The organism is Sphingopyxis sp. QXT-31 (genome assembly GCF_001984035.1).
GTDB lineage: Bacteria > Pseudomonadota > Alphaproteobacteria > Sphingomonadales > Sphingomonadaceae > Sphingopyxis.
In genome coordinates, this window is sequence record NZ_CP019449.1 from 3,938,856 (window position 1) to 3,959,273 (window position 20,418).

The window sequence follows — 20,418 nt, forward strand, 5'->3', positions numbered from 1 at the left end:
CGAGCGAAGTCGAGACACGCCGAAGTGTTGCGCGTCCCAAGCGTGTCTCGACTACGCTCGACAGGAACGGATCAAATCAGGGTCGCGTCAGCCGTAGGGCGGCGCGTCTTCCCATTCGCCGAACACGGGATAGTCGTTCGCGACGCTCGCGGTGAAATTGGGCGGACGCTTTTCGAGGAAGCTCGTGACGCCTTCCATGGCGTCGGGGCTGCGCCCGCGCGCAAAGATCACGCGGCTGTCCCAGCGGTGCGCGCTCATCGGGTGCGGCGCGCCGAGCATGCGCCACATCATGTGGCGGGTGAGGGCAACCGACACCGGCGCGCTGTCGCCGGTCAGTTCGCGCGCCTTGGCGATCGCGGCATCGACCAGTTCGCCGGGGGCATGGACCGACTGGACGAGGCCCTTCTCATGCGCTTCGGCGGCGGGGATCAGCCGGCCCGAATAGCACCAGTCGAGCGCGGTCTGGATGCCGACGAGGCGCGGCAGGAACCAGCTCGACGCCGCTTCGGGTACGATGCCGCGGCGCGCGAAGACGAAGCCGTAGCGCGCGGTGTCGCTCGCCAGGCGGGCGTCCATCGACAGCGTCATCGTCGCGCCGATGCCGACCGCGGCGCCGTTGATCGCGCCGAGCACCGGCTTCTTGCTCTCGAAGATGCGCATCGACACGCGCCCGCCGCCGTCGCGGATCAGCGGGTGCGACCAGTCGATCGTGCCGTCCTCGGCGACCGGGCTGGGCGAGGTGCCGTCGGGCAGCAGCGCGGCCTTGTCGGTGCGCTTGTCATAGTCGAAGGTCGATCCGCCCGCGCTGAGGTCCGCCCCCGCGCAATAGGCGCGCTCGCCGTCGCCGGTGAACACCACCGCGCGCACGCCGTCGTCGGCGTCGCATTCGTCGAGCGCGGCGACGATCTCGGTCATCATCTGCGTGGTGAAGGCGTTCATCTTGCCGGGCCGGTACAGGGTCAGCAGCGCGATGCCCTCGTGCCGGTCGAGGCGAATCTCTTCGAAGCTCATGGCTCTCTCCTTGTCGTGGCGGCCATGGTTGCAAGCGATGCGGCGGAAGGCAAGGTCTAGTTTACGTAAGCGTAAAGGTGTAAGTGCAATTGCGCGAGGGATGCCGTATTTTTCTCTCGTCATGCTGAACTTGTTTCAGCATCCATGGCCTGCGCTCTCGTTCGACGCTGCGTAGATGGCGAGACCGGGCCATGGACCCTGAAACAAGTTCAGGGTGACAAAGGATGGGAGGCACGGCTGTCCTGTTCTGCGTTCCGAAACCCCGGGGATGACGCGCCCCCCCTTTGCCGCTATAGGCCCCCGGAACCGCCCCGGCGCCGCGTCTCGCTTGAGTCGTATTCGCCGGGGCCAGTCATTTTGACGCATAGAAAGTACGCAGCCATGGCCCGTCGCCGCCAGATCTACGAAGGCAAAGCCAAGATCCTCTACGAAGGCCCCGAACCGGGCACGCTGATCCAGTATTTCAAGGACGATGCGACCGCGTTCAACGCCCAGAAAAAGGGCACGATCAGCGGCAAGGGCGTGCTCAACAATCGGATTTCGGAGCATGTCTTCACGCTGCTCGGCAATATAGGCGTGCCGACGCACTTCATCCGCCGCCTCAACATGCGCGAGCAGCTGATCCGCCAGGTCGAGATCGTGCCGATCGAGGTGATCGTGCGCAACGTCGCCGCGGGCACGCTGTCGAAGCGGCTCGGCATCGAGGAGGGGACGCAGCTGCCCCGCACGCTGATCGAATATTGCTACAAGGACGATGCGCTCGGCGATCCGCTCGTCGCCGAGGAGCATATCGCCTGCTTCAACTGGTGCAGCCAGGACGAGCTCCACGACATCCAGGACATGGCGATCCGCATCAACGACTTCATGTCGGGGATGTTCGCGGCGGTCGGCATCCGCCTGATCGACTTCAAGCTCGAGTTCGGCCGCCTCTACGAGGGCGATTTCAGCCGCATCATCCTCGCCGACGAGATCAGCCCCGACGGCTGCCGCCTGTGGGACATGACCACCAACGAAAAGCTCGACAAGGACCGCTTCCGCCGCGACCTCGGCGGCGAAGTCGAAGCCTATCAGGAAGTCGCGCGGCGGCTGGGCCTGCTCCCCGAGGGCGGCGACCATGCGGTGCTGGACCTAGAGAGCCACCGGAAGAAGAAGGGCAGCTGAGGCTGCTCCCATAATCGTCATCCCGGCGAAGGCCGGGATCTCGCCCTCGTGTCATGTCGCACCGGCGAGATCCCGGCCTCCGCCAGGATGACGGATTATTCTCTTGGGCGCACCCTCAGATATTGATGCTCGTCGGGATCAGGCTCGGCTGCAGATAGGTGTACGGCTGCATCCGCTCGGCGTTGCGCGCGACGATCTCGGCCTCGACCGATACCAGCGCCGCCTGGAAGTTCGGCAGCGGGCCGCCTGCGGCGGTGATCGCCGGATCCTGGAACCATGCCGGATAGGGAAAGGCGTTGCTGTAATATTGGCCGAGCGGCCGGTAATAGAGCGAGCCCAGCAGCTCGAGCGTGTTGAGCTGTTCGAGCGCAAGCGCCATCGGCGGCATCGTCGCGAGCCACTCGGTCTTCGTCTGACCGGCCTGCGCCGTCGGCGCCGGCTGCCACGCCGCGCCGGTCACCGCCGGCGCGAAGGCCATGATGCTCTTTTGCGGGAAATTGACCGCGGCGTGCTGCGCGCTCGCGGTGAACATCAGCATGGTGCAGATATCGACAAGCTGCGCGCGCGTCGTGATCGCGCGGAAGCCCCGGATCTTCGCCTCGCCCGCCAGCGTCGTCGTCCACGCGGTCAGCTCGGTGTCGCCGGTCACATCGGCGTCGCTGGTGTAATAATGCTCGACATAGGCCTTGGCCCAGCCGTGGATCGCGCCCCAGACGAGCAGCGCATCGTCGCGGTACGGATAGTCGGTGAGCGTCGAGCTCTGGTCGACCCCGCGCGCGGCAAGGTCGGCGGGCAGCATCTTGCCATAGAAATCGAAGGCCAGCCGGTCGTCGACCGCGGCGAGCTGGCTCGTGGTGATGGTCCCTGCGAAAATATGGTCGATCGGGCCTCCTGCCGCGATCAGCGACGTCGCCGCCTGATTGTTGATGAACAGCGTGCCCTCGAAATGCGGGACGAGCAGCGCCCATAGCGGATGCACCTCGGCCAAGTGGCGGTGCGTCGCGACGGCGAAGGCCTCCATGACCAGATGCGTGCGCGCGAGGTGGGTGAAGAGCTCGTGGTAATTGCCATCGGCGACCTGCACGACCAGCTTCGCCATCTGCCAGCCCCATTGCTCGTCGGCGGCCACCGACGGCGTGAAGATCGGATTGCTTGCCGATTCCTGCCCGCACTGGATCGCGACGGGCACGAGCGACGCGCCGCCCGGCGGCACGGCGAACAGCGCCATCGGCAACGCGACATATTTCTGCTCGGTGCCATCGGTGCCCGGCGTCAGCACCGACAATTCCTGATAGTCGAGCATGAACAGCCGCCCGTCGGCCAGTGCACCCCCCAAAGTGTCGCCGTTCACCACCGCGGCATATTGCGCGTCGGTGATCGGGAAATTGGCGGGGATCGTGGTAATCGCAGCGATCAGCATATTGTTCGGCCCCGCGACGCGCAGCCGCGCGAACTCGTCATCATCCTGGAAGGTGTAGGCGATGCCCGGCACGGGCAGCGTGTCGAACAGCGCGCGATAGGCGTCGATCGTGCGCGGCGTATTGCTGCCGAGCCCGGCGGCTTCGTGGTCGCTGACCGCGATCATGTCCTTGAGCGCTTCCTTATACCCCTTGAGCAGCGCGACATGTATGTCGTGCTCGGCGGCTTCGACCGCGGCCTCGACGTCGCCGATGACGCGCTCGAAAATATTGCCGCCATTGTGCACGTCATGCTGCGCAGCAATTTTGGCGGTCGAGGCCTCGATCGCGTCGCACTGCGCGATCGCGGCTTCATAAGTTACGCGCGGCGTATCGAGCTCGCCCTTGTCGACGCCGCCGATTTTTACCGCCAGCGCGTTGCGCGCGATGCCGAGCAGGATGCCGATCAGCGTGATCCCCCAGGGGATCGTCGGCTCGTTGCTCGGCGGAACCGTCGCGGCGAGCGGCACGCCGGGCAAGGTCGCGATGTCGGTGGACCAGTTATAGACGGCCTGCGTCGCGGTCAGCTGCGCGGCGCGCGCGGCCTTCTGCGTCGAGCTGTCGTTCTGCGGCAGCGAAGGGCTGGCGGACGGCATGGCGTGGAGTGCGGTGGGCGTCGATGCGCCTACGTTCGGCGCGGATTCGAAAGACATGGTGGGGCTCCCCCTTGAACGGGTACGGCAGGACAGGGGGCCGGGCTCGCATAACATGGTTAATATTTTGCACTTCCAGGCGTTCTGACTTATCCCTATCGCAATGAAAAATCGCGTTTCTGTTCCTTAACCGTTGTTTTACTTGACCTTGCTACCCAGCGGTCATGACGGGGGTCCATCATTGGCTGCGGACGCGGGTGTTCCCGCCGGTTCCGGACGCAATTCGCGACGATGTCGCGCTGCTCCGCGCGCACCGCGTCGAGACCCTGACCCCGATGCTGTTCCTGACCCTCGCGGCGACGACGCCGACCGCCATTTATGGCGGGGTCGAGACCGTGCATCCCTTCATCCGCATCGGTTTCCCGGTGATCCTCGCGGTGGTCAGCCTGCCCGGTTTCCTGATCCTGTGGCGCAACCGCGGCCGGCGGATGAGCGTGCGCCGCGCGCGACGCGTGATCGTGGAATCGACCTGGCTGTCGGGCACGATGGGGGCGATGTGCAGCAGCTGGACGGTGATCAACTGGCTGGCCGCGCCGCCCGAGGCGCAGAGCTATTATGCGATGATCATGGCGATGGGATCGCTTGCGACGGCATACTGCCTGTCGGCGATCCGCTTCGCGACCTTCGTCAATCTCGGCATCGGGCTGGTCCCGATCATGCTGCTGATGCTAACCTCGGGTAACCCGCCCGAGATCGCGGCGGGGACCAGCCTGTTCGTCGCCACCGCCTTCCTGCTGCGCATGATCGTCCAGCAGCACGACAAGCTCATTAATCTGCTCCAGCTGCAGCAACAGATGCGCGACCTCGCGCACACCGACGCGCTGACGGGCTTGTGGAACCGCCGCGAGCTCGACGCGCGGCTCGACCAGGAGATCGCCGCGGCAAAGCCGGGCACCCATTTCGCGATCGCGCTGCTCGACCTCGACGGGTTCAAGCCGGTCAACGACCGCTACGGCCATGGCGTCGGCGATGCGCTGCTGTGCGAAGTCGCCGCGCGCCTGCGCCACGCCTGCGGCGTGCATGCGATGGTGGCGCGGCAGGGCGGCGACGAATTTGCGATCCTCGTACCCGCGGGCTCGCCTTTGCTCGAAACCGCGCTGGCCGACCATCTGCTCGCCGAGCTCGCCGCGCCCTATCGCATCGACGGCGCGGTGATCCATGTCGGCGCCAGCGTCGGCGTCGCGCGCCGGCCCGACGACGGCGGCAGCGCCAAGAAATTGTTCGAGGTCGCCGACCGCGCGGTCTATGCCGCCAAGGCCGCCGACCGCGCCTCCATGTCGTCCGTCGAAAGCGTCGTGCAATTGGGTTGAGCGCGGCTTGACCCCTTGGCGGGGCAGGGCCACACATCGACCATGACTTTTCGTCCCTTGCTGCGCGCGTCATCCGCGCTGTCGCCCCTCGCCCTCGCCGCCGCTCTAGCCCTCGCCGGGCCCGCGCCACTCGCCGCGCGCGAGCCCGCGACTGCGCCTGCTGCGGCTACGACCAACCCGCAGACCCCAAATCCTCAAACAGACGCCGCCAAGGCGTGGAACTTCGCCGCCAGCGATGTCCCGGTCGATCCGAATATCGTCTTCGGCGTGCTTCCCAACGGTATGAAATATGCGCTGCTCAAAAACAGCACGCCCAGGGACAGCGTATCGCTGCGCATGCGCTTCGACGTCGGCAGCTTCGCCGAGGCCGACGATCAGCGCGGGCTTGCACATTTCCTCGAACATATGGCGTTCAACGGGTCGAAGGGAGTGCCAGAGGGCGAGATGATCAAATTGCTCGAGCGCAAGGGGCTGGCCTTCGGCGCCGACACCAACGCCTCGACCGGTTTCGACGCGACCGTCTACCAGCTCGATCTGCCGAATGCTTCGGACGATCTGATCGACACCGGCCTCATGTTGATGCGCGAGACCGCGAGCGAGCTCACCATCAACCCCGCCGCGGTCGACCGCGAGCGTGGAATCATCCTGTCCGAGCGCCGCGCGCGCGACACCTATCAGCTGCGCAGCCTGATCGACCAGCTCGATTTCCAGATGAAGGGGATGATCGCGCCGAACCGCATCCCGGTCGGCACGGTCGAGGTGATCCAGGCGGCGCCCGCGGCGCGCATCCGCGACCTTTACGACCGCTATTACCGTCCCGAGCGCGCGACGCTCGTGATGGTGGGCGACTTCGATCCCGCCGCGGTCGAGGCGAAGATCAAGGCGCGCTTCGCCGACTGGCAGGGCCGCGGCCCTGCAGGTGCCGACCCCGACATCGGCACGATCGACTATGGCCGCGCGTCGGCCGCCGACGACTTCGTCGATCCGGCCATCGCCGACGGCGTGACGATCACGGCCTTCAAGCCCTGGGTCAAATTGCCCGACACTCAGGCGAAGCGTGCCAAGGATCTGGCGGAGGGCATTGGCGAGGCGATCATCTCGCGCCGCCTCGCTAAGCTCGCGCTCGCCGAGGATTCGCCGATCCTGAACGGCTATTTCGGCGACAGCAACGGCTGGGACGTGTTCGACCAGGTGACGATCGGGGCGACCGCCAAGGAAGGCGCGTGGCGCGAGGCGCAGGCGCTGATCGAGCAGGAATGGCGCCGCGCCGTCGAGCATGGCTTCACCCAGGCCGAGGTCGACGAGCAGCTCGCCAACCGCCGCACCGCGCTCAAGAACGCCGTCGCCGGCGTCGACACGCGGCGCAGCGAAAATCTGGCGAACACGCTGGTCGAGGCGGCGAAGGGCGACTTCGTCGTCAACCGCCCCGAAACCGCGCAGGCGCAGTTTGACGCTGTGGCGCCCTCGCTGAACGCCGCGAGCGTCAGCGCCGCGTTCAAGGCGCGCATGCAGGGCTATGGCGCGCCGCTGGTGCGCGTGACGTCGAAGACGCCCATCGAGGGCGGCACCGGAGCGATCCTCGCGGCGCTCCAGACCTCGCAGCAGGTCGCGGTCGCCGCGCCCGCCGAGGCGGCGAGCACCGCCTTCGCCTACACTGACTTCGGCGCGCCCGGCAAAATCGTCAGCGACACGCGGATCGAGGATCTCGGCATCCGCCGCATCCGATTCGCCAACAACGTCATGCTCAACATCAAGCAGACCGATTTCCAGAAGGACACGGTCTATCTGTCGCTGCGCATCGACGGCGGCAGCCTGCTCGCCACCAAGGAGGATCCGACGCGCGTCGCGCTCGCGGGCTCGATCAGCCTCGGCGGCCTCGAAGCGCATAGCCGCGACGAGCTCAGCACGATCCTCGCGGGGCGCACCGTCGGCAGCAGCGTCGGCAGCGCGACCGACAGCTTCGGCGGCACCGCGCGCACCTCGCCCGAGGATTTCCAGCTACAGGCGCAGTTGATGGCGGCCTATCTGACCCACCCCGGCTACCGCGCCGACGGGCTGGCGCTGATCCGCCGCTTCCTGCCGCAGCAATATGCCGCGAACGACGCGACCCCCGCCGCGGTGATCGCGCGCGACGCTGGCGGCATCCTCGCCAACAACGACCCGCGAGCGACCACGCCGCCGCTCGCCACGATGCTGAAGCTCGACTGGGCGGGGCTGAAGCCCGCGGTCGCGGACAGCTTCGCGCATGGCGCGATCGAGGTCGGCGTCGTCGGCGACATCGACGAGGCGGCGGCGATCGCGGCGATCCAGTCGACCTTCGGCGCGCTGCCCGCGCGCCGTCCGGCCTTCGACCCGCGGCCCGAGGCGCGCATCCGCGAATATGCCAAGGACCGCAGCGAACGCACTTTGATCCACAAGGGGCCCGCCGAGCAGGCGGAACTGCGCGTCTACTGGCCCGCGCGCGACGACAGCGACCTGGGCGAAGCGATGCGGCTGCAGCTGCTGTCGCGGGTGATGCAGCTGATGCTGACTGAGGAACTGCGCGAGAAGCTCGGCGAAAGCTACAGCCCCGGCGCGGGTGCCAGCCTGTCCGACGACTTCCCCGGCTACGGCCATCTCTTCGCGGCGAGCAACATCGATTACAAGGACCTCGCGACGACGCGCGGCGCGATCCTGGGGATCGCGAAGGCGCTGCGCGACGCGCCGGTCGACGCCGACCTGCTCGACCGCGCGCGCAAGCCGATGCTCGAGGCGATGACCAAGGCGCGGCGCGAGAATAGCTATTGGCTGCCCTATGTGGGCGCCGCGACGAGCAAGGAAGCGCGCCTCGACCGCAGCCGCAAGAGCCTGGGCGAGGTGGAGGCCGCCACCCCGGCCGAACTTCAGGCGCTCGCCAAGCGCTACCTCACCGACGACAAGGCGCTGGTGATCAGGGCGGTGAGCGACAAGGCGGGGGGCGGGGCGGGAAGCTAGAGGCGTCGATCCGACCGTTCGGAGGCCCGCGCCTTGCGGCGCTTCTAGGTATCGCGGAAACGAGCGCCGGATTGCGCCTGCCGGTTAGCGGTAGCGGTCAGCGCGGCGCGGGCTCCCCGCGCCCGTCGTTTATGAGCATGGCCACCGACCAGCCGCGATTATTGAGCTCGGTCGTTTCCTCGCCTCGCTCCGGATGACGGATATGGACGAGCCCCAGGCCGCTCAGCTCGTCATCGCCTTCCTCCCATGGCAAGGCCTGCCGGCTGCCGAACAGCGAGCCGAGACGCGTTCGCTGGGAAGGATGTAGAACCTCGAGAATTTCCTGAGTATTTTTCATTATTTAGCTAGTATCATGCCCGCTACCCGGGGGCCATTGAATACGTGTTGAGCCGATTTTGCGGGGCCATCGTCAATTCGACCCCAAGTGCGAGCTAGACACGCCCCGGCACCCGCGCGCGCAGGAAATTCTCGAGCGCGACGAAGATCATCTCGCGCGCGTCGCTGCCCAGCATTTCGCTCGTCAGCCAGTCGAAGCGCGCGCGGTCGCGGCATGCGGCGGCGCCGACCATCGCGGCAAGCAGGCTTTCGTCGAAACTCGCGCGCGGGCAGCACGGCGGGGGACCGCGAAGGGGTCGGGCCAGCTATGGCCGATCGCCTCGACGACGAGGCGATAGCGCCGCGCGGCGAGGATATTGCCCCAGCGGCGTTCGAGTTCGGGCATCGGGTCGCGCTCGCTCCGGCGACAGAGGATACAGTAGCGCAGCGCCAGTACCGCCTGCGCGGCATCGACGGGCAGGTCGCGGACCAGCGGCTGCTCGGTCAGTTGTCGGACAAGGCTGCTGGTCGATTCCATGGGTGCGTCCCTTTCCCGTGCGGCCTGGCCGATTGGCGCAGTCCCAGGCCGGGTCCGAAAAAGCCGCCGGCCGCTGCATGGTGCAGAGGCCGGCAGGAGGGGACTGCCCAACCTTGCTATTGAGAATTATTCGCAAATACAAGCGAAAAGATCAGATCGGTGTTTCTTTTGTGAAGACGAGCGGGAAATGGCGGTTTTCGGGCGGAGCGGACATCTTAATCCTCTCCGCTTGCCGGGAGGGGGACCGCGCTCGAAGGGCGTGGTGGAGGGGGTTCGCGGCCTGACGCGTCGCTCAAGGCCGTCCCCCCCCCCCGTCAGCGCTTCGCGCTGCCACCTCCCCACAAGTGGGGAGGATCGGCTTGTCTCCACCCAAGAACTGCCGTTGGCACACGGATCTGCAATCGACAGAATCACAAAAAAAGAGGCGCCCGAAGGCGCCTCCCGATATTCGTCTGTTTGGGGCGGCCTTGCAGGGCCCCGCAACGCTCAATCGTCGCCAACCGACTTTGACTGCAGCTGGATGTAATTTTCGATTCCCATGCGCTCGATCATCTCGAACTGCTTCTCGAGTTCGTCGACATGATGCTCTTCGCTTTCGAGGATGTCGGCAAACAAGTCGCGGCTGACATAGTCGCGCACGCTTTCCGAATGCGCGATCGCATCCTTGAGCAGCGGGATCGCTTCTTCCTCGAGCGCGAGGTCGGCCTTCAGTATCTCCTCGACGGTCTCGCCGACGCGCAGGCGGCCGAGCATCTGGAAATTGGGCAGGCCGCCCAGGAAAAGGATGCGGTCCGCCAGCTTGTCCGCGTGCTTCATCTCGTCGATCGATTCCTCGCGCTCGAAATGCGCGAGCTTCGCGACGCCCCAATTGTCGAGCATGCGATAGTGCAGCCAGTACTGGTTGATCGCGGTCAGCTCGTTCTTGAGCGCCTCGTTGAGGAAATCGATGACCTTTTCGTCGCCCTTCATGGTTCTTCCTGTCATTTTGTCTTGGGAGTGGGATGGGCGCATTATAGGCGCCCCGGCCCGCTCAGGCCAAGGTCAAAAATGGCGGAAAACCAAGAAAAATCAGGCGGTCGCGGCGACGTCGCTGATGATATTGCGAGCGAAAGGCAGGCACTGGCCGCACTTGGGTTTGCGACCCAATTGCGCATAGGCCGCCTTGGCGCACCGCACGTCGCCATTCCGCGCGACGTCGCGCAGCTGGCTTTCCCTTATTGCGTTGCAGACACAGACGACCATGTGCGAATCCCTCTCAACAAGCCCCAGATAGGGATAGTGCGAGAGATTCGCAACAGCAAAGATGCGACTGGTTCGCATTTCGAAAAGCGAGATTTTCTTGGGCGCCGGCCCTTGCTCGGAAAGTGATTCGCGGGCATAGGCGCGCGCATCTTCCCGCCCCCAACAACCAAAGGCGCACCCCATGAAAGTCCAGGTCTATGTGACGCTCAAGCCCGGGGTGCTCGACCCGCAGGGCAAGGCGATCCATCACGCGTTGGAAGGCCTCGGCTTCGGCGGCGTCAGCGACGTGCGCGCAGGCCGCTTCATCGAGCTCGAGGTCGCCGACGACACCAGCGACGCCGATCTCGACGCGATGTGCGCGAAGCTGCTCGCGAACACGGTGATCGAAAACTACCGCATCCAGCGCGCCTGAAGGGGAGCAGAGCCATGAAGACCGCCGTCATCGTCTTTCCCGGCTCCAACTGCGACCGCGACATGGCGGTCGCGCTCGAAACGGTCACCGGCAATGCGCCCGCGATGGTGTGGCACCGCGAGACCGCGCTGCCGGACGGCATCGACTTCATCGCGCTGCCCGGCGGCTTTTCCTATGGCGATTATCTGCGCTCGGGCGCGATGGCGGCGCGCTCGCCGATTCTCGCGGCGGTTACCGAGGCCGCGGGTCGCGGCGTTCCCGTGCTTGGCGTGTGTAACGGCTTCCAGGTTCTGACCGAGGCGCAGTTGCTGCCCGGCGCGCTGATGCGCAACGCGGGGCTCAACTTCGTCTGCCGCACCGTGCCGCTGACGGTCGAGAACAGCCAGTCGCTGTTCACCGCGGGGTACAAGGCGGGCGAGGCGATCGACATCCCCGTCGCGCACCACGACGGCAATTATTTCGCCGACGCGGAGACGCTCGACCGGCTCGAGGGCGAGGGCCGCGTCGCCTTCCGCTACGCCGACAGCGTCAACGGCTCGGCCCGCAATATCGCGGGCGTGCTCAACGATACGGGCAATGTGCTCGGCATGATGCCGCACCCCGAGCGCGCGATCGACCGCGCGCATGGCGGCACCGACGGGCTACGCCTGTTCGAGGCCGCGCTCGGCGTCCTCGCCTGACGGCGAGGGATTGGCCGCAGTCCGCTGTGGCCACCAGCGTTCGACGACCACCAGCACGCTCGGCCACAGGCAGGTGTTCCAGATATCGTGCCAGTGCGCGGTATCGGGCGCGAGCCGCCCGCGCAGATATTCGCCCTCGATATCGAGCCATTCGCCGACCAGCGCCGCTGCGACGACCGCCAGCCATGCCATCCAGGCGGGGCGCCGGAGGCCGAGCCGCACGAGCAGATAGACGGCCATGCCGGCATAGATGTGCAGCGCATCCTTGCTCAGCCCGCTGCCGTCGATCAGCACCAGCTTGAACTGCTGATAGAGGAACGTCGCTTCGTCGGTCACTGCGCTCAGACCTTGGCCTTGAAGGGGGTGAAGTCGGTGACTTCGTCATAGACGTCGACGCCTTCGCGGCGTTTCAGCCAGACGACGATGGCAACGGTCACGGGCAGCAGGATGATTTCCCATCCCGTCTTGATCGCCCATTGCGACAGCACGGTCTTCATCAACTCGCCCGTGGGCCAGCCTTCGAGACCGTAAAAGGCGATGGGGTAGAAGATCAGGCTGTCGAGCCCCTGGCCGACGAAGGTGCTGGCGACGAAGCGCAGCGCCATCCGACGGCCGTTGTCGGCGACCTTCATCTTGGCGACGACGAAGCTGTTCGCGAACTCGCCCGCCCAGAAGGCCAGCATCGATGCGATCACGATCCGCCAGCTGTTCGCGAACACCGCTTCATAGGCCGCCTGATGCGGCCAGCCCGGCGCGGGTGGCAGCGACACCACGACCCACGCCATGAACGCCATGAAGGCGAGCGCGGCGAAACCGGTCCAGATCACGCGCCTTGCGCGCGCATAGCCATAGACCTCGGTCAGCATGTCGCCGATGACATAGCTCAGCGGAAAGAACATCACGCCCGCCCCGAACGGCCATTCGCCGATGAAGGGCAGGTCGACCACCGACCGTTTCGATGCGCCGATGATATTGCTCAGCAGCAGGATCGCGACGAATGCCGCCATCACGAAATCGTAATAGCGGAAATGCGGCACGGCGGCGGCGCTGGTGCGGGCCGGGGTGCTGGCAGGCGTGCGGGCGTGCGGCGCGGCGGGGTCGGTCATCGGACGCCTGCTTATCTTGCTTTGCGCCCCGCGCAAACCACGCTATTCGCGCGATCCACAGCCTCGTGCACGCGCCCGTAGCTCAGCTGGATAGAGCACCCGCCTTCTAAGCGGGTGGCCGCAGGTTCGAATCCTGCCGGGCGCACCATTTTTTCTGACAGATTTCGACAATCCGGCACCGACGATCATTTATTTTCGATCGCCCAACCAGTCGGCCGCGATCTTTCCCCTATGCCCCTCCGGCGCCAGCGCGGCGCGCAGGGCTTCCAGTAGCGGCGGCAGCGCTTGGGTGAAGGCGTAGGGCGGGTTGACGATAAAAAGGCCCGCGCCGTTATAGATGTCGGGCTGATCGCGATCGTATAGCCAATGCTCCACCACCAGAAACTTCGGGATGCCGAGCTTGCGGAGCTGCGCCTTCCACCGCACATGCGTGGCGCGGTCCTTCAGCGGATACCAGATCACCGTCATGCCATGCGCCCATTTGCGGTGGGCGGCTGCGAGGGTGGCAGTGATACGGGCGCGTTCGTCGGTCTGCTCGTACGGCGGGTCGACCACCACCACGCCGCGAGGCGTTCGGGGCGGCAGCATCGCCAGCCAGAATTCATAGGCGTCGCGCTGGTGCACGGCGGCGGATGTATCGCGCATCGCGCCGCGCAGGGCATAAGCGTCGTCGGGATGTTTCTCGTTCAGGATCAGAAAATCCTGCGGACGCAGAAGCTGCGCCATAAATCGCGGCGATCCGGGGTAGAGGCGCGGCTCGGCACCGGCATTCACCGCCCGCACGGCGGCGCGATAGTCGTCCAGCAAGGAGTTCGTGTCGGCAAAGGCGCGCAGCACGCCGTGTGTGGACTCGCCGGTACGCTGGGCCTCTTCGCCGCCGAGGTCGTACAGCCCGCAACCGGCATGGGTGTCGATCAGGGTCAGCGCGCCCTCTTTGAGCTGCAATGCTCGCACCAAGGCGATCAGCAGGCTGTGCTTTACGACATCGGCGCTGTTGCCGGCATGAAAGCTGTGGCGATAATTCATCGTAATCCAGAATCCCGGCTATCTGCCTTCATGCGAACGGCCGGGCTCGAAAGCCGGGCGCAAGGCGATGGAAGCAAGTAATCTGGTGCCCGTATAGAGTCGGGCGGAAAGCTTCAAACCATTCCACGCGAGGGACCGGCGGGCCCCGTTCGGGAAGCGCCGCCGGCCTGCTGGTCAGCCGAGCAACACCTCGGCGATCTGGACCGCGTTGAGCGCCGCGCCCTTGCGCAGATTGTCGCCGACGACGAACAGCGCCAGCCCGTGATCGACCGTCGGGTCGCGGCGGACGCGGCCGACGAAGACCGGGTCCTGCCCCGTCGCCTCAATCGGATTGGGTACCTCGCTGATCGCCACGCCGGGCGCGGCGGCCAGCAGTTCGAGCGCACGCTCGGGGCCGAGCGGGCGTTCGAACTCGGCGTTGATCGACAGCGAGTGGCCGGTGAAGACGGGGACGCGAACGCAGGTGCCCGACACGGGGAGGCCCGGGATCTCCAGGATCTTGCGGCTCTCGTCGCGCAGCTTGATCTCCTCCTCGGTATAGCCGTCTTCGGCATAGACATAGTTCAGCGGCACGACGTTATGCGCCATCGGCACCGCCCATTTTTCGGCCGCGGGCAGCAGGTCCTCGCTGCCGCCGGTCGCGAGCCGGTGCGCTTCGGACCCAACGTGCGCGAGCTGGCGGTCGAGCACGTCGATGCCCGCGAGCCCGCCGCCCGACACCGCCTGATAGGTCGATACGGTCAGCCGCTTGAGCCCCGCTTCGTCGTGCAGCGGGCGCAGCGCGGGCATCGCCGCCATGGTGGTGCAATTGGGATTGGCGACGATCCCCTTGGGCAGCTCGGCCAGCGCGTGCGGATTGACCTCGGCGACGACGAGCGGAACCTCCGGATCGGCGCGCCAAGCCGAACTGTTGTCGATGACGATCGCGCCCGCCGCGGCGGCCCTCGGCGCGAGCAATTTCGAGGTCGAGCCCCCGGCCGAGAAGAGGACGATGTCCAGACCCGCGAAATCGGCTTCGGCGGCGTCCTCGACGGTGAGGCCGTCAATCTCTTGCCCCGCCGAGCGCGCCGAGGCGAAGAGGCGGAGCGAGGCGAGCGGGAAATTCCGCTCGGCCAAGATCTGGCGGATCATCGTGCCGACGAGGCCGGTCGCGCCGACGATGCCGACATTCAGCTTTTGACCGGGCGAAAATTTCTGAACCATGCGTGCGTCTCTTGTCTCGGGAGCAGCGCGGGGTTCTTTTCCTGTCGAAATCCCCGCCTGCCGAGTGCGGGGTCGATGTCCGGGCTGTGCCTAGAGGATGCACACCGCCGACACCGGCCGCACGAAAGCGGTCGGTTTGGTGGTGGTAATCATCGTCGGCGCTTTGGACATGGCGGCGCGCTTAGCCGCATCGGATGCGCATGTAAATTATGAAAGTGGCGGTCAGTGCGAATGGAAATGTCGGCGCCCGCCGGTCAGGCGCCCACCGACAGGAACGCCGTCACCGTGAGCCGCCCTTCGCGCGGGTCGCCGGAGAGCGCGGCGCCGGGCGCGATCGCGCCGCTGTGGAGGTTGCTGCTGCGATAGAGCAAGGCGCGGTTGAAGCGCGCCTCGGCGACGCGGATGCATTCGAACAAGGGCGTGTCGCCCGCGACGTAGCCGGGTGCGGGCGGGCCGGTGTAGCGCATTTCGGTGTCGAGCTGGCGGAAATAGAGGTCGCGGCGCGCCTCGTCGACCGTCTCGAACCCTGTCGAGCGATGGCGGAAGAAGGCGGTGCCGTCGTGGCCCGGCGACAGATAATGGACCAGCGCGATGCGGTCGGGGGTGAAGGCATCGACATGCGGCAGCCGCTGCGGCACCGACAGCGCCTCCGCGGGGGTGCAGACGATCGAGAAGCTCGCGTCGATCACCTCGACCGGCCCGCGGCGCCCGAACGATTTGGCGACCGCCGCGGCGATCGGCGGCAGCTGGGTTGCGAGGTAGTCGCCCGGCAGTTCGGCGCGAACGCCCGGATAATGGTTGCGCGCCTCCCCGACCCGCGCTGCCGCCGCAAAATCGCGCAGCGCCTCGGGATCGGGCGCGAAATCGTCGAGGATGCAGAGCGGCTGCGCCTCGGCGCCGATGCTTTCGATGGCCAGCGGCATCGACGTGTCTTGCCATGCAGGCGGGGGCGCCGCAAGGGCGGGTAGTGGCCGGGTTTCGGGCGGGATCGGACGTTCCAAATCCTCCCCGCTTGCGGGGAGGGGGACCGCCGCCGCAGGCGGTGGTGGAGGGGGCTCTCGGCCTAAGACGCCGCGGCAGGCCGAGAGCCCCGAGGATCGTCTTGTTTCCACCCCACAACCGCCCATCCAATAATCGAAAATTCCGATCACGCCGCCTCAACATTCCAATTGTCGCACTGCAACATGACTGGCTAGGGGGATGCTCCAACAACAACGAAAGGCTCTCCATGTCCGTGCTCAACACCACCCTCAAGCCCTTCAATGCGACCGCCTTTAAGGACGGCAAGTTCGTCGACATCAGCGACGCCGACGTGAAGGGCAAATGGGCGGTATTCTTCTTCTATCCGGCCGACTTCACCTTCGTCTGCCCGACCGAGCTCGAAGACCTCGCCGACATCTATCCGACGCTCCAGAAGATGGATGTCGAGGTCTATGCCGTGTCAACCGACACGCATTTCTGCCACAAGGCCTGGCACGACACCTCGCCGGCGATCGGCAAGATCGACTATTTCATGGTCGGCGACCAGAACCACAATCTGTCGAAGAATTTCGAGGTTCTGCGTGAGGGCGTCGGCCTCGCCGACCGCGGCACCTTCGTGCTCGACCCCAATGGCGAGATCCAGCTGCTCGAAATCACCCCCGAGGGTGTGGGCCGCAACGCCGCCGAACTGCTCCGCAAGATCAAGGCGCTGCAGTATTGGGTCAGCCACCCGGGCGAAGTCTGCCCCGCGAAGTGGGAAGAGGGCGCCGAGACGCTCGCCCCCTCGCTCGACCTCGTCGGCAAGATCTAAGATTCGGAACGGAAAGGCGTCGCTCGATCGCGCCGCCTGTCCTCACCCTTCCGGCGCTTCGCGCCTCCCTCCCTCTCCCGCCGGGAGAGGGAAGGGGCCCGTCGGCAAAGGCGGTGGGAAGGGTGAGGGTGGCGGCTTCGGCATCAAGCCATTCCGTTCAATCTTGAACGCCTAAGGCCGGAGGGGCGGCGGCGCGACCGCCGCCCCCCGGTTCCTCTCCCCCTCTCGCAGGAGCTCTCCCCATGCTCGACGCCAATCTGAAGCAGCAGCTTCAAGGCCTCCTCACGAATCTTCGTGAACCGATCGAACTCGTCTCGTCGCTCGGCGACGATGCCAAATCGGCCGAGCTGGCGACCCTGCTCGACGACATTGCCGCGCTCTCGGACCTCGTCGGCGTGACGCAGGCCGACGACGACGCGCGCCGCCCCAGCTTCCTGATCCGCCGCGCCAGCGACGCGCAGGTCGCCGTCCGTTTCGCGGGCATCCCGATGGGGCATGAATTCACCTCGCTCGTCCTCGCGCTGCTCCAGGTCGGCGGCCACCCGCCGAAGGTCGCGCCCGAGGTGCTGGAGCAGGTCGCCGCGCTCGACGGCGACTATCATTTCGAAACCTATTTTTCGCTGTCGTGCCAGAATTGCCCCGACATCGTGCAGGCGCTCAACCTGATGAGCGTCGTCAATCCGCGCATCACCCACACCGCGATCGACGGCGGGCTGTTCCAGGCCGAGGTCGAGGATCGCAAGATCATGGCCGTGCCGACGATCTTCCTGAACGGCGAGACGTTCGGCCAGGGCCGCATGGAGCTCGAACAGATCGTCGCCAGGCTCGACAGCGGCGCCGAAGCCAAGGCGGCCGAGAAGATCGCCGCCAAGGACGCGTTCGACGTGCTCGTCGTCGGCGGCGGTCCTGCGGGCGCTGCGGCCGCCATCTATGCCGCGCGCAAGGGCATCCGCACCGGCATCGCCGCCGAACGCTTCGGCGGGCAGGTGCTCGACACGATGGGAATCGAGAATTTCATCTCGGTCCAGCACACCGAAGGGCCCAAGCTCGTCGCGCAGCTCGAGAGCCACGTCAAAGACTATGACGTCGACATCATGAACCTCCAGCGCGCCGAGAAACTGATCCCGGCGAAGGTCGAAGGCGGCCTGCACGAAGTCAAGCTCGCAAGCGGCGCGTCGCTCAAGGCACGCACGGTGATCCTCTCGACCGGCGCGCGCTGGCGCCAGCTCGGCGTGCCGGGCGAGGACAAGTATCGCAACAAGGGCGTGGCCTATTGCCCGCACTGCGACGGCCCGCTCTACAAGGGCAAGCGCGTCGCGGTGATCGGCGGCGGCAACAGCGGCGTCGAGGCCGCGATCGACCTCGCGGGCCTCGTCGCGCACGTTACGCTGATCGAATATGACAGCGAACTGCGTGCCGACGCGGTGCTCCAGCGGAAACTGGCGAGCCTGCCCAACGTCAAGATCGTCACCTCGGCGCTGACCACCGAAGTGCTCGGCGACGGCGAAAAGGTGACGGGCCTGTCGTACAAGGACCGCAACAAGGACGAACTGCACCAGATCGAACTCGAAGGCGTGTTCGTGCAGATCGGCCTCGTCCCCAACACCGAATGGCTGAAGGAAGCGGTCGCCTTGTCGCGCCACGGCGAGATCGAGGTCGACCATCGCGGCGAGACGAGCCAGGCGGGCATCTTCGCCGCCGGCGACTGCACGACGGTGCCGTACAAGCAGATCGTCATCGCCATGGGCGAAGGTTCGAAAGCCGCGCTGTCGGCGTTCGATTACATGATCCGCCTGCCCGCCGAGGTGGAAGCCGAGGCGGCGTAATCGAATCCCATTCCCGCGAAGACCGCGGTTCGCGTCGCATCGCGCAGCCGCGGTCCACGACCCGACCGGCGAGCCGCTTCCCCGCAGGTGAGGGCACGCTCGCCGCCTGCCGCATCGGTCAGCCGTTCACACGCCCCTCGAAATATTCGGGATCGGCGAGCCGCGCTTCGGCGACGAGGCGCTCGACATGTTCGGCGAGGGCAGCGCTCTCCCCCGGGGTGAAATGCAGCCCCAGCTTGCTTCGCCGCCACAAGACATCGTCGGTGGTCCGCACCCATTCGTGCGTTACCATCCAGCGCAGTTCAGCGAGGCTCAGCCCGTGCGCGATCTCGCCGCCGAGCGCGTCCCAGCCCTGCGCCGCGCCGAGCCAGGCGCGCGCGTCCGTGCCATAGGCCCTGACGATGCGGTCGACGGTCGCGGCGGGCAGGAAAGGGTGCGCGAGCTTGATCTCGGCCTTCAGCGCCGCGGCGCCGTCGGTCGGGAAATCGCCGCCGGGCAGGGGTTTTTTTCCGGTCCAGGGCTTGCCCGTCAGCGCAGCGATCTCGCCCGCCAGCGCATCGACCGCCGCCTCGGCAACATGGCGATAGCTGGTGATCTTGCCGCCATAGATGGTGAGCAGCGGCGCACCCTCGTCGCGGTCGAGGTCGATGCGATAGCCGCGCGTCGCCGCCTCGGGCCGTCCCGATCCGTCCTCGATCAGCGGGCGCACCCCCGAATAGGTCCACACGACATCGGCGGGCACGACCGGCTCGCGGAAATAGAGGCTCGCCCCCTCGCAGAGATATTCGATCTCTTCGTCGCTTGCCTTCACCTCGCCCAGCGGCCCGTCATGGTCGAGGTCGGTTGTGCCGATCAGCGTGAAGTCGCGCTCATAGGGGATCGCAAAGAAGATGCGCCCGTCGGGGAGCTGGAAAAAATACGCATAGTCATGATCGAATTTCTTGCGCACGACGATGTGCGAGCCGCGCACCAGCCGCATCCTGTGGTCGGGCTCGGCATCGGCGCGGCGCAGCAGGTCGAGCACCGCCGGCCCCGCGGCGTTGACGACGCTGCGCCCGGTGAAGCGGTAACGGTGGCCGTTGTCGCAGCTCGCCTCGACGACCCACAGCCCATCCTCGCAGCGTAATTGCTCGGCGCGCGTGCCGGTGCGGACCTTCGCGCCATGCTCTGCGGCGCCCCGCGCATTGAGCATCACCAGCCGCGCATCGTCGACCCAGCCGTCCGAATATTCGAAGCCGCGGACATATTGCGGCTGCAGCGGCGCGCCCGCCTCATGTTTGCGCAAATCGATCGAGCGCGTCGCGGGCAGCTTCTTGCGCCCGCCGATATGGTCGTAGAGGAACAGTCCCAGCCGCAGCAGCCAGCGCGGCCGCAGCCCCGGCCGGTGCGGCAGCACGAAGCGCAGCGGCCAGATGATATGCGGCGCGATGCCCCACAGGGTTTCGCGTTCCTTCAGCGCCTCGCGCACCAAGCCGAACTCATAATGTTCGAGATAGCGCAGCCCGCCGTGGATCAGCTTGGTCGAGGCCGAGGAGGTGCCCTGCGCCAGGTCGCCGGCCTCGATCAGCAGCACCCGCGCGCCGCGCCCCGCGGCATCGCGCGCGACCCCGGCACCGTTCACGCCGCCGCCGATCACGATGACATCATAGGGGGGCGGCGCGTCGCTCATCGCGCGCTTCCCTAAGCGAGTGCGCGGGGCTTTGCCAACCCGCT

The 20,418-nt window shown here is 66.4% G+C and carries 20 protein-coding genes and 1 tRNA gene; 8 read left to right on the forward strand and 13 right to left on the reverse strand.

Annotated elements, in window-relative coordinates:
- Nucleotides 1-87: 87 nt before the first annotated feature.
- Nucleotides 88-1,011 carry a crotonase/enoyl-CoA hydratase family protein gene (locus BWQ93_RS18900; protein ID WP_077031835.1) on the reverse strand — a complete coding sequence of 308 codons (924 nt, stop codon included), beginning with the start codon at nt 1,009-1,011 and terminating at the stop codon, nt 88-90.
- A gap of 381 nt (nt 1,012-1,392) precedes the next feature.
- On the opposite strand from BWQ93_RS18900, the gene purC reads away from it, so the two are divergent.
- The gene (gene purC / locus BWQ93_RS18905) at nt 1,393-2,172 is read left to right on the forward strand and encodes a phosphoribosylaminoimidazolesuccinocarboxamide synthase (RefSeq protein ID WP_058808781.1); all 780 of its coding nucleotides are present in this window, start codon (nt 1,393-1,395) and stop codon (nt 2,170-2,172) included.
- Between the two features lie 115 nt (nt 2,173-2,287).
- Here the strand turns inward: purC and BWQ93_RS18910 are convergent, their stop codons facing one another.
- A complete protein-coding gene (locus BWQ93_RS18910) occupies nt 2,288-4,282 on the reverse strand; it encodes a lipoxygenase family protein (RefSeq protein WP_077031836.1) in 1,995 nt (664 codons plus the stop codon).
- A 164-nt stretch (nt 4,283-4,446) separates the two neighbouring features.
- Between BWQ93_RS18910 and BWQ93_RS18915 the strand changes: the two genes are divergently transcribed.
- Nucleotides 4,447-5,592 carry a GGDEF domain-containing protein gene (locus BWQ93_RS18915; RefSeq protein WP_232314669.1) on the forward strand — a complete coding sequence of 382 codons (1,146 nt, stop codon included), beginning with the start codon at nt 4,447-4,449 and terminating at the stop codon, nt 5,590-5,592.
- Between the two features lie 42 nt (nt 5,593-5,634).
- Entirely contained in the window at nt 5,635-8,565 is a 2,931-nt protein-coding gene (locus tag BWQ93_RS18920; protein WP_077031837.1) for a M16 family metallopeptidase, read from the forward strand.
- A 97-nt stretch (nt 8,566-8,662) separates the two neighbouring features.
- Here the strand turns inward: BWQ93_RS18920 and BWQ93_RS20975 are convergent, their stop codons facing one another.
- The 5 genes from BWQ93_RS20975 to BWQ93_RS18935 form a co-directional block, all read right to left on the reverse strand.
- A complete protein-coding gene (locus tag BWQ93_RS20975) occupies nt 8,663-8,902 on the reverse strand; it encodes a hypothetical protein (protein ID WP_156878298.1) in 240 nt (79 codons plus the stop codon).
- A gap of 94 nt (nt 8,903-8,996) precedes the next feature.
- Nucleotides 8,997-9,134 (reverse strand): hypothetical protein, encoded by a 138-nt coding sequence (locus BWQ93_RS21330; protein WP_232314670.1) that lies wholly within the window; start codon nt 9,132-9,134, stop codon nt 8,997-8,999.
- Complete coding sequence (locus tag BWQ93_RS18925; RefSeq protein ID WP_232314671.1) at nt 9,086-9,418, reverse strand: hypothetical protein; 333 nt, start codon at nt 9,416-9,418, stop codon at nt 9,086-9,088. Before BWQ93_RS18925 ends, BWQ93_RS21330 begins: the two co-directional genes overlap by 49 nt.
- A 486-nt stretch (nt 9,419-9,904) precedes the next feature.
- The gene (gene bfr / locus BWQ93_RS18930) at nt 9,905-10,387 is read right to left on the reverse strand and encodes a bacterioferritin (RefSeq protein WP_077031838.1); all 483 of its coding nucleotides are present in this window, start codon (nt 10,385-10,387) and stop codon (nt 9,905-9,907) included.
- A 99-nt stretch (nt 10,388-10,486) separates the two neighbouring features.
- Nucleotides 10,487-10,660: a (2Fe-2S)-binding protein gene (locus BWQ93_RS18935; protein ID WP_077031839.1), complete on the reverse strand. Its 174-nt coding sequence runs from the start codon at nt 10,658-10,660 to the stop codon at nt 10,487-10,489.
- Between the two features lie 181 nt (nt 10,661-10,841).
- On the opposite strand from BWQ93_RS18935, the gene purS reads away from it, so the two are divergent.
- Nucleotides 10,842-11,072 carry a phosphoribosylformylglycinamidine synthase subunit PurS gene (gene purS / locus BWQ93_RS18940; RefSeq protein WP_058807876.1) on the forward strand — a complete coding sequence of 77 codons (231 nt, stop codon included), beginning with the start codon at nt 10,842-10,844 and terminating at the stop codon, nt 11,070-11,072.
- Nucleotides 11,073-11,086: 14 nt separating this feature from the next.
- On the forward strand, nt 11,087-11,752 hold the full coding sequence (gene purQ, locus BWQ93_RS18945) for a phosphoribosylformylglycinamidine synthase subunit PurQ (RefSeq protein ID WP_077031840.1): 666 nt from the start codon (nt 11,087-11,089) through the stop codon (nt 11,750-11,752).
- Here the strand turns inward: purQ and BWQ93_RS18950 are convergent.
- Both BWQ93_RS18950 and BWQ93_RS18955 read right to left on the reverse strand, forming a co-directional pair.
- A complete protein-coding gene (locus tag BWQ93_RS18950) occupies nt 11,714-12,088 on the reverse strand; it encodes a hypothetical protein (protein ID WP_077031841.1) in 375 nt (124 codons plus the stop codon). The genes purQ and BWQ93_RS18950 overlap by 39 nt on opposite strands.
- Nucleotides 12,089-12,093: 5 nt before the next feature.
- Complete coding sequence (locus BWQ93_RS18955; RefSeq protein WP_077031842.1) at nt 12,094-12,858, reverse strand: queuosine precursor transporter; 765 nt, start codon at nt 12,856-12,858, stop codon at nt 12,094-12,096.
- Between the two features lie 71 nt (nt 12,859-12,929).
- Here BWQ93_RS18955 and BWQ93_RS18960 point away from each other — a divergent pair.
- A tRNA-Arg gene (locus BWQ93_RS18960) sits at nt 12,930-13,006 on the forward strand.
- A gap of 41 nt (nt 13,007-13,047) precedes the next feature.
- On the opposite strand, the gene BWQ93_RS18965 is transcribed toward BWQ93_RS18960, so the two are convergent.
- The 3 genes from BWQ93_RS18965 to BWQ93_RS18975 form a co-directional block, all read right to left on the reverse strand.
- Nucleotides 13,048-13,884, reverse strand: a complete 837-nt coding sequence (locus tag BWQ93_RS18965) for a 23S rRNA (adenine(2030)-N(6))-methyltransferase RlmJ (RefSeq protein WP_077031843.1) — start codon at nt 13,882-13,884, stop codon at nt 13,048-13,050.
- 174 nt (nt 13,885-14,058) lie between these two features.
- Complete coding sequence (locus BWQ93_RS18970; protein WP_077031844.1) at nt 14,059-15,087, reverse strand: aspartate-semialdehyde dehydrogenase; 1,029 nt, start codon at nt 15,085-15,087, stop codon at nt 14,059-14,061.
- 254 nt (nt 15,088-15,341) lie between these two features.
- The gene (locus BWQ93_RS18975) at nt 15,342-16,010 is read right to left on the reverse strand and encodes a DUF6445 family protein (protein WP_077031845.1); all 669 of its coding nucleotides are present in this window, start codon (nt 16,008-16,010) and stop codon (nt 15,342-15,344) included.
- A 305-nt stretch (nt 16,011-16,315) separates the two neighbouring features.
- Here BWQ93_RS18975 and ahpC point away from each other — a divergent pair, with 305 nt between their 5' ends.
- Nucleotides 16,316-16,879 carry an alkyl hydroperoxide reductase subunit C gene (gene ahpC, locus BWQ93_RS18980; RefSeq protein WP_077031846.1) on the forward strand — a complete coding sequence of 188 codons (564 nt, stop codon included), beginning with the start codon at nt 16,316-16,318 and terminating at the stop codon, nt 16,877-16,879.
- 242 nt (nt 16,880-17,121) lie between these two features.
- Nucleotides 17,122-18,705 (forward strand): alkyl hydroperoxide reductase subunit F, encoded by a 1,584-nt coding sequence (gene ahpF / locus BWQ93_RS18985; protein WP_077031847.1) that lies wholly within the window; start codon nt 17,122-17,124, stop codon nt 18,703-18,705.
- A 118-nt stretch (nt 18,706-18,823) separates the two neighbouring features.
- Here ahpF and glpD read toward each other — a convergent pair whose 3' ends face one another.
- Nucleotides 18,824-20,374 carry a glycerol-3-phosphate dehydrogenase gene (gene glpD / locus BWQ93_RS18990; protein WP_077031848.1) on the reverse strand — a complete coding sequence of 517 codons (1,551 nt, stop codon included), beginning with the start codon at nt 20,372-20,374 and terminating at the stop codon, nt 18,824-18,826.
- Between the last annotated feature and the right edge of the window lie 44 nt (nt 20,375-20,418).

What these genes read in the sequence shown, in the direction of transcription:
- BWQ93_RS21330 (WP_232314670.1), bottom strand. Translation starts at nt 9,134, where the DNA reads ATGGTCGGCGCCGCCGCATGCCGCGACCGCGCGCGCTTCGACTGGCTG.
- BWQ93_RS18900 (WP_077031835.1), bottom strand. Translation starts at nt 1,011, where the DNA reads ATGAGCTTCGAAGAGATTCGCCTCGACCGGCACGAGGGCATCGCGCTG.
- BWQ93_RS18970 (WP_077031844.1), bottom strand. Translation starts at nt 15,087, where the DNA reads ATGGTTCAGAAATTTTCGCCCGGTCAAAAGCTGAATGTCGGCATCGTC.
- BWQ93_RS18935 (WP_077031839.1), bottom strand. Translation starts at nt 10,660, where the DNA reads ATGGTCGTCTGTGTCTGCAACGCAATAAGGGAAAGCCAGCTGCGCGAC.
- purQ (WP_077031840.1), top strand. Translation starts at nt 11,087, where the DNA reads ATGAAGACCGCCGTCATCGTCTTTCCCGGCTCCAACTGCGACCGCGAC.
- BWQ93_RS18925 (WP_232314671.1), bottom strand. Translation starts at nt 9,418, where the DNA reads ATGGAATCGACCAGCAGCCTTGTCCGACAACTGACCGAGCAGCCGCTG.
- BWQ93_RS20975 (WP_156878298.1), bottom strand. Translation starts at nt 8,902, where the DNA reads ATGAAAAATACTCAGGAAATTCTCGAGGTTCTACATCCTTCCCAGCGA.
- purC (WP_058808781.1), top strand. Translation starts at nt 1,393, where the DNA reads ATGGCCCGTCGCCGCCAGATCTACGAAGGCAAAGCCAAGATCCTCTAC.
- purS (WP_058807876.1), top strand. Translation starts at nt 10,842, where the DNA reads ATGAAAGTCCAGGTCTATGTGACGCTCAAGCCCGGGGTGCTCGACCCG.
- BWQ93_RS18975 (WP_077031845.1), bottom strand. Translation starts at nt 16,010, where the DNA reads ATGCCGCTGGCCATCGAAAGCATCGGCGCCGAGGCGCAGCCGCTCTGC.
- glpD (WP_077031848.1), bottom strand. Translation starts at nt 20,374, where the DNA reads ATGAGCGACGCGCCGCCCCCCTATGATGTCATCGTGATCGGCGGCGGC.
- ahpC (WP_077031846.1), top strand. Translation starts at nt 16,316, where the DNA reads ATGTCCGTGCTCAACACCACCCTCAAGCCCTTCAATGCGACCGCCTTT.
- BWQ93_RS18915 (WP_232314669.1), top strand. Translation starts at nt 4,447, where the DNA reads ATGACGGGGGTCCATCATTGGCTGCGGACGCGGGTGTTCCCGCCGGTT.
- BWQ93_RS18920 (WP_077031837.1), top strand. Translation starts at nt 5,635, where the DNA reads ATGACTTTTCGTCCCTTGCTGCGCGCGTCATCCGCGCTGTCGCCCCTC.
- BWQ93_RS18955 (WP_077031842.1), bottom strand. Translation starts at nt 12,858, where the DNA reads ATGACCGACCCCGCCGCGCCGCACGCCCGCACGCCTGCCAGCACCCCG.
- BWQ93_RS18910 (WP_077031836.1), bottom strand. Translation starts at nt 4,282, where the DNA reads ATGTCTTTCGAATCCGCGCCGAACGTAGGCGCATCGACGCCCACCGCA.
- ahpF (WP_077031847.1), top strand. Translation starts at nt 17,122, where the DNA reads ATGCTCGACGCCAATCTGAAGCAGCAGCTTCAAGGCCTCCTCACGAAT.
- BWQ93_RS18965 (WP_077031843.1), bottom strand. Translation starts at nt 13,884, where the DNA reads ATGAATTATCGCCACAGCTTTCATGCCGGCAACAGCGCCGATGTCGTA.
- bfr (WP_077031838.1), bottom strand. Translation starts at nt 10,387, where the DNA reads ATGAAGGGCGACGAAAAGGTCATCGATTTCCTCAACGAGGCGCTCAAG.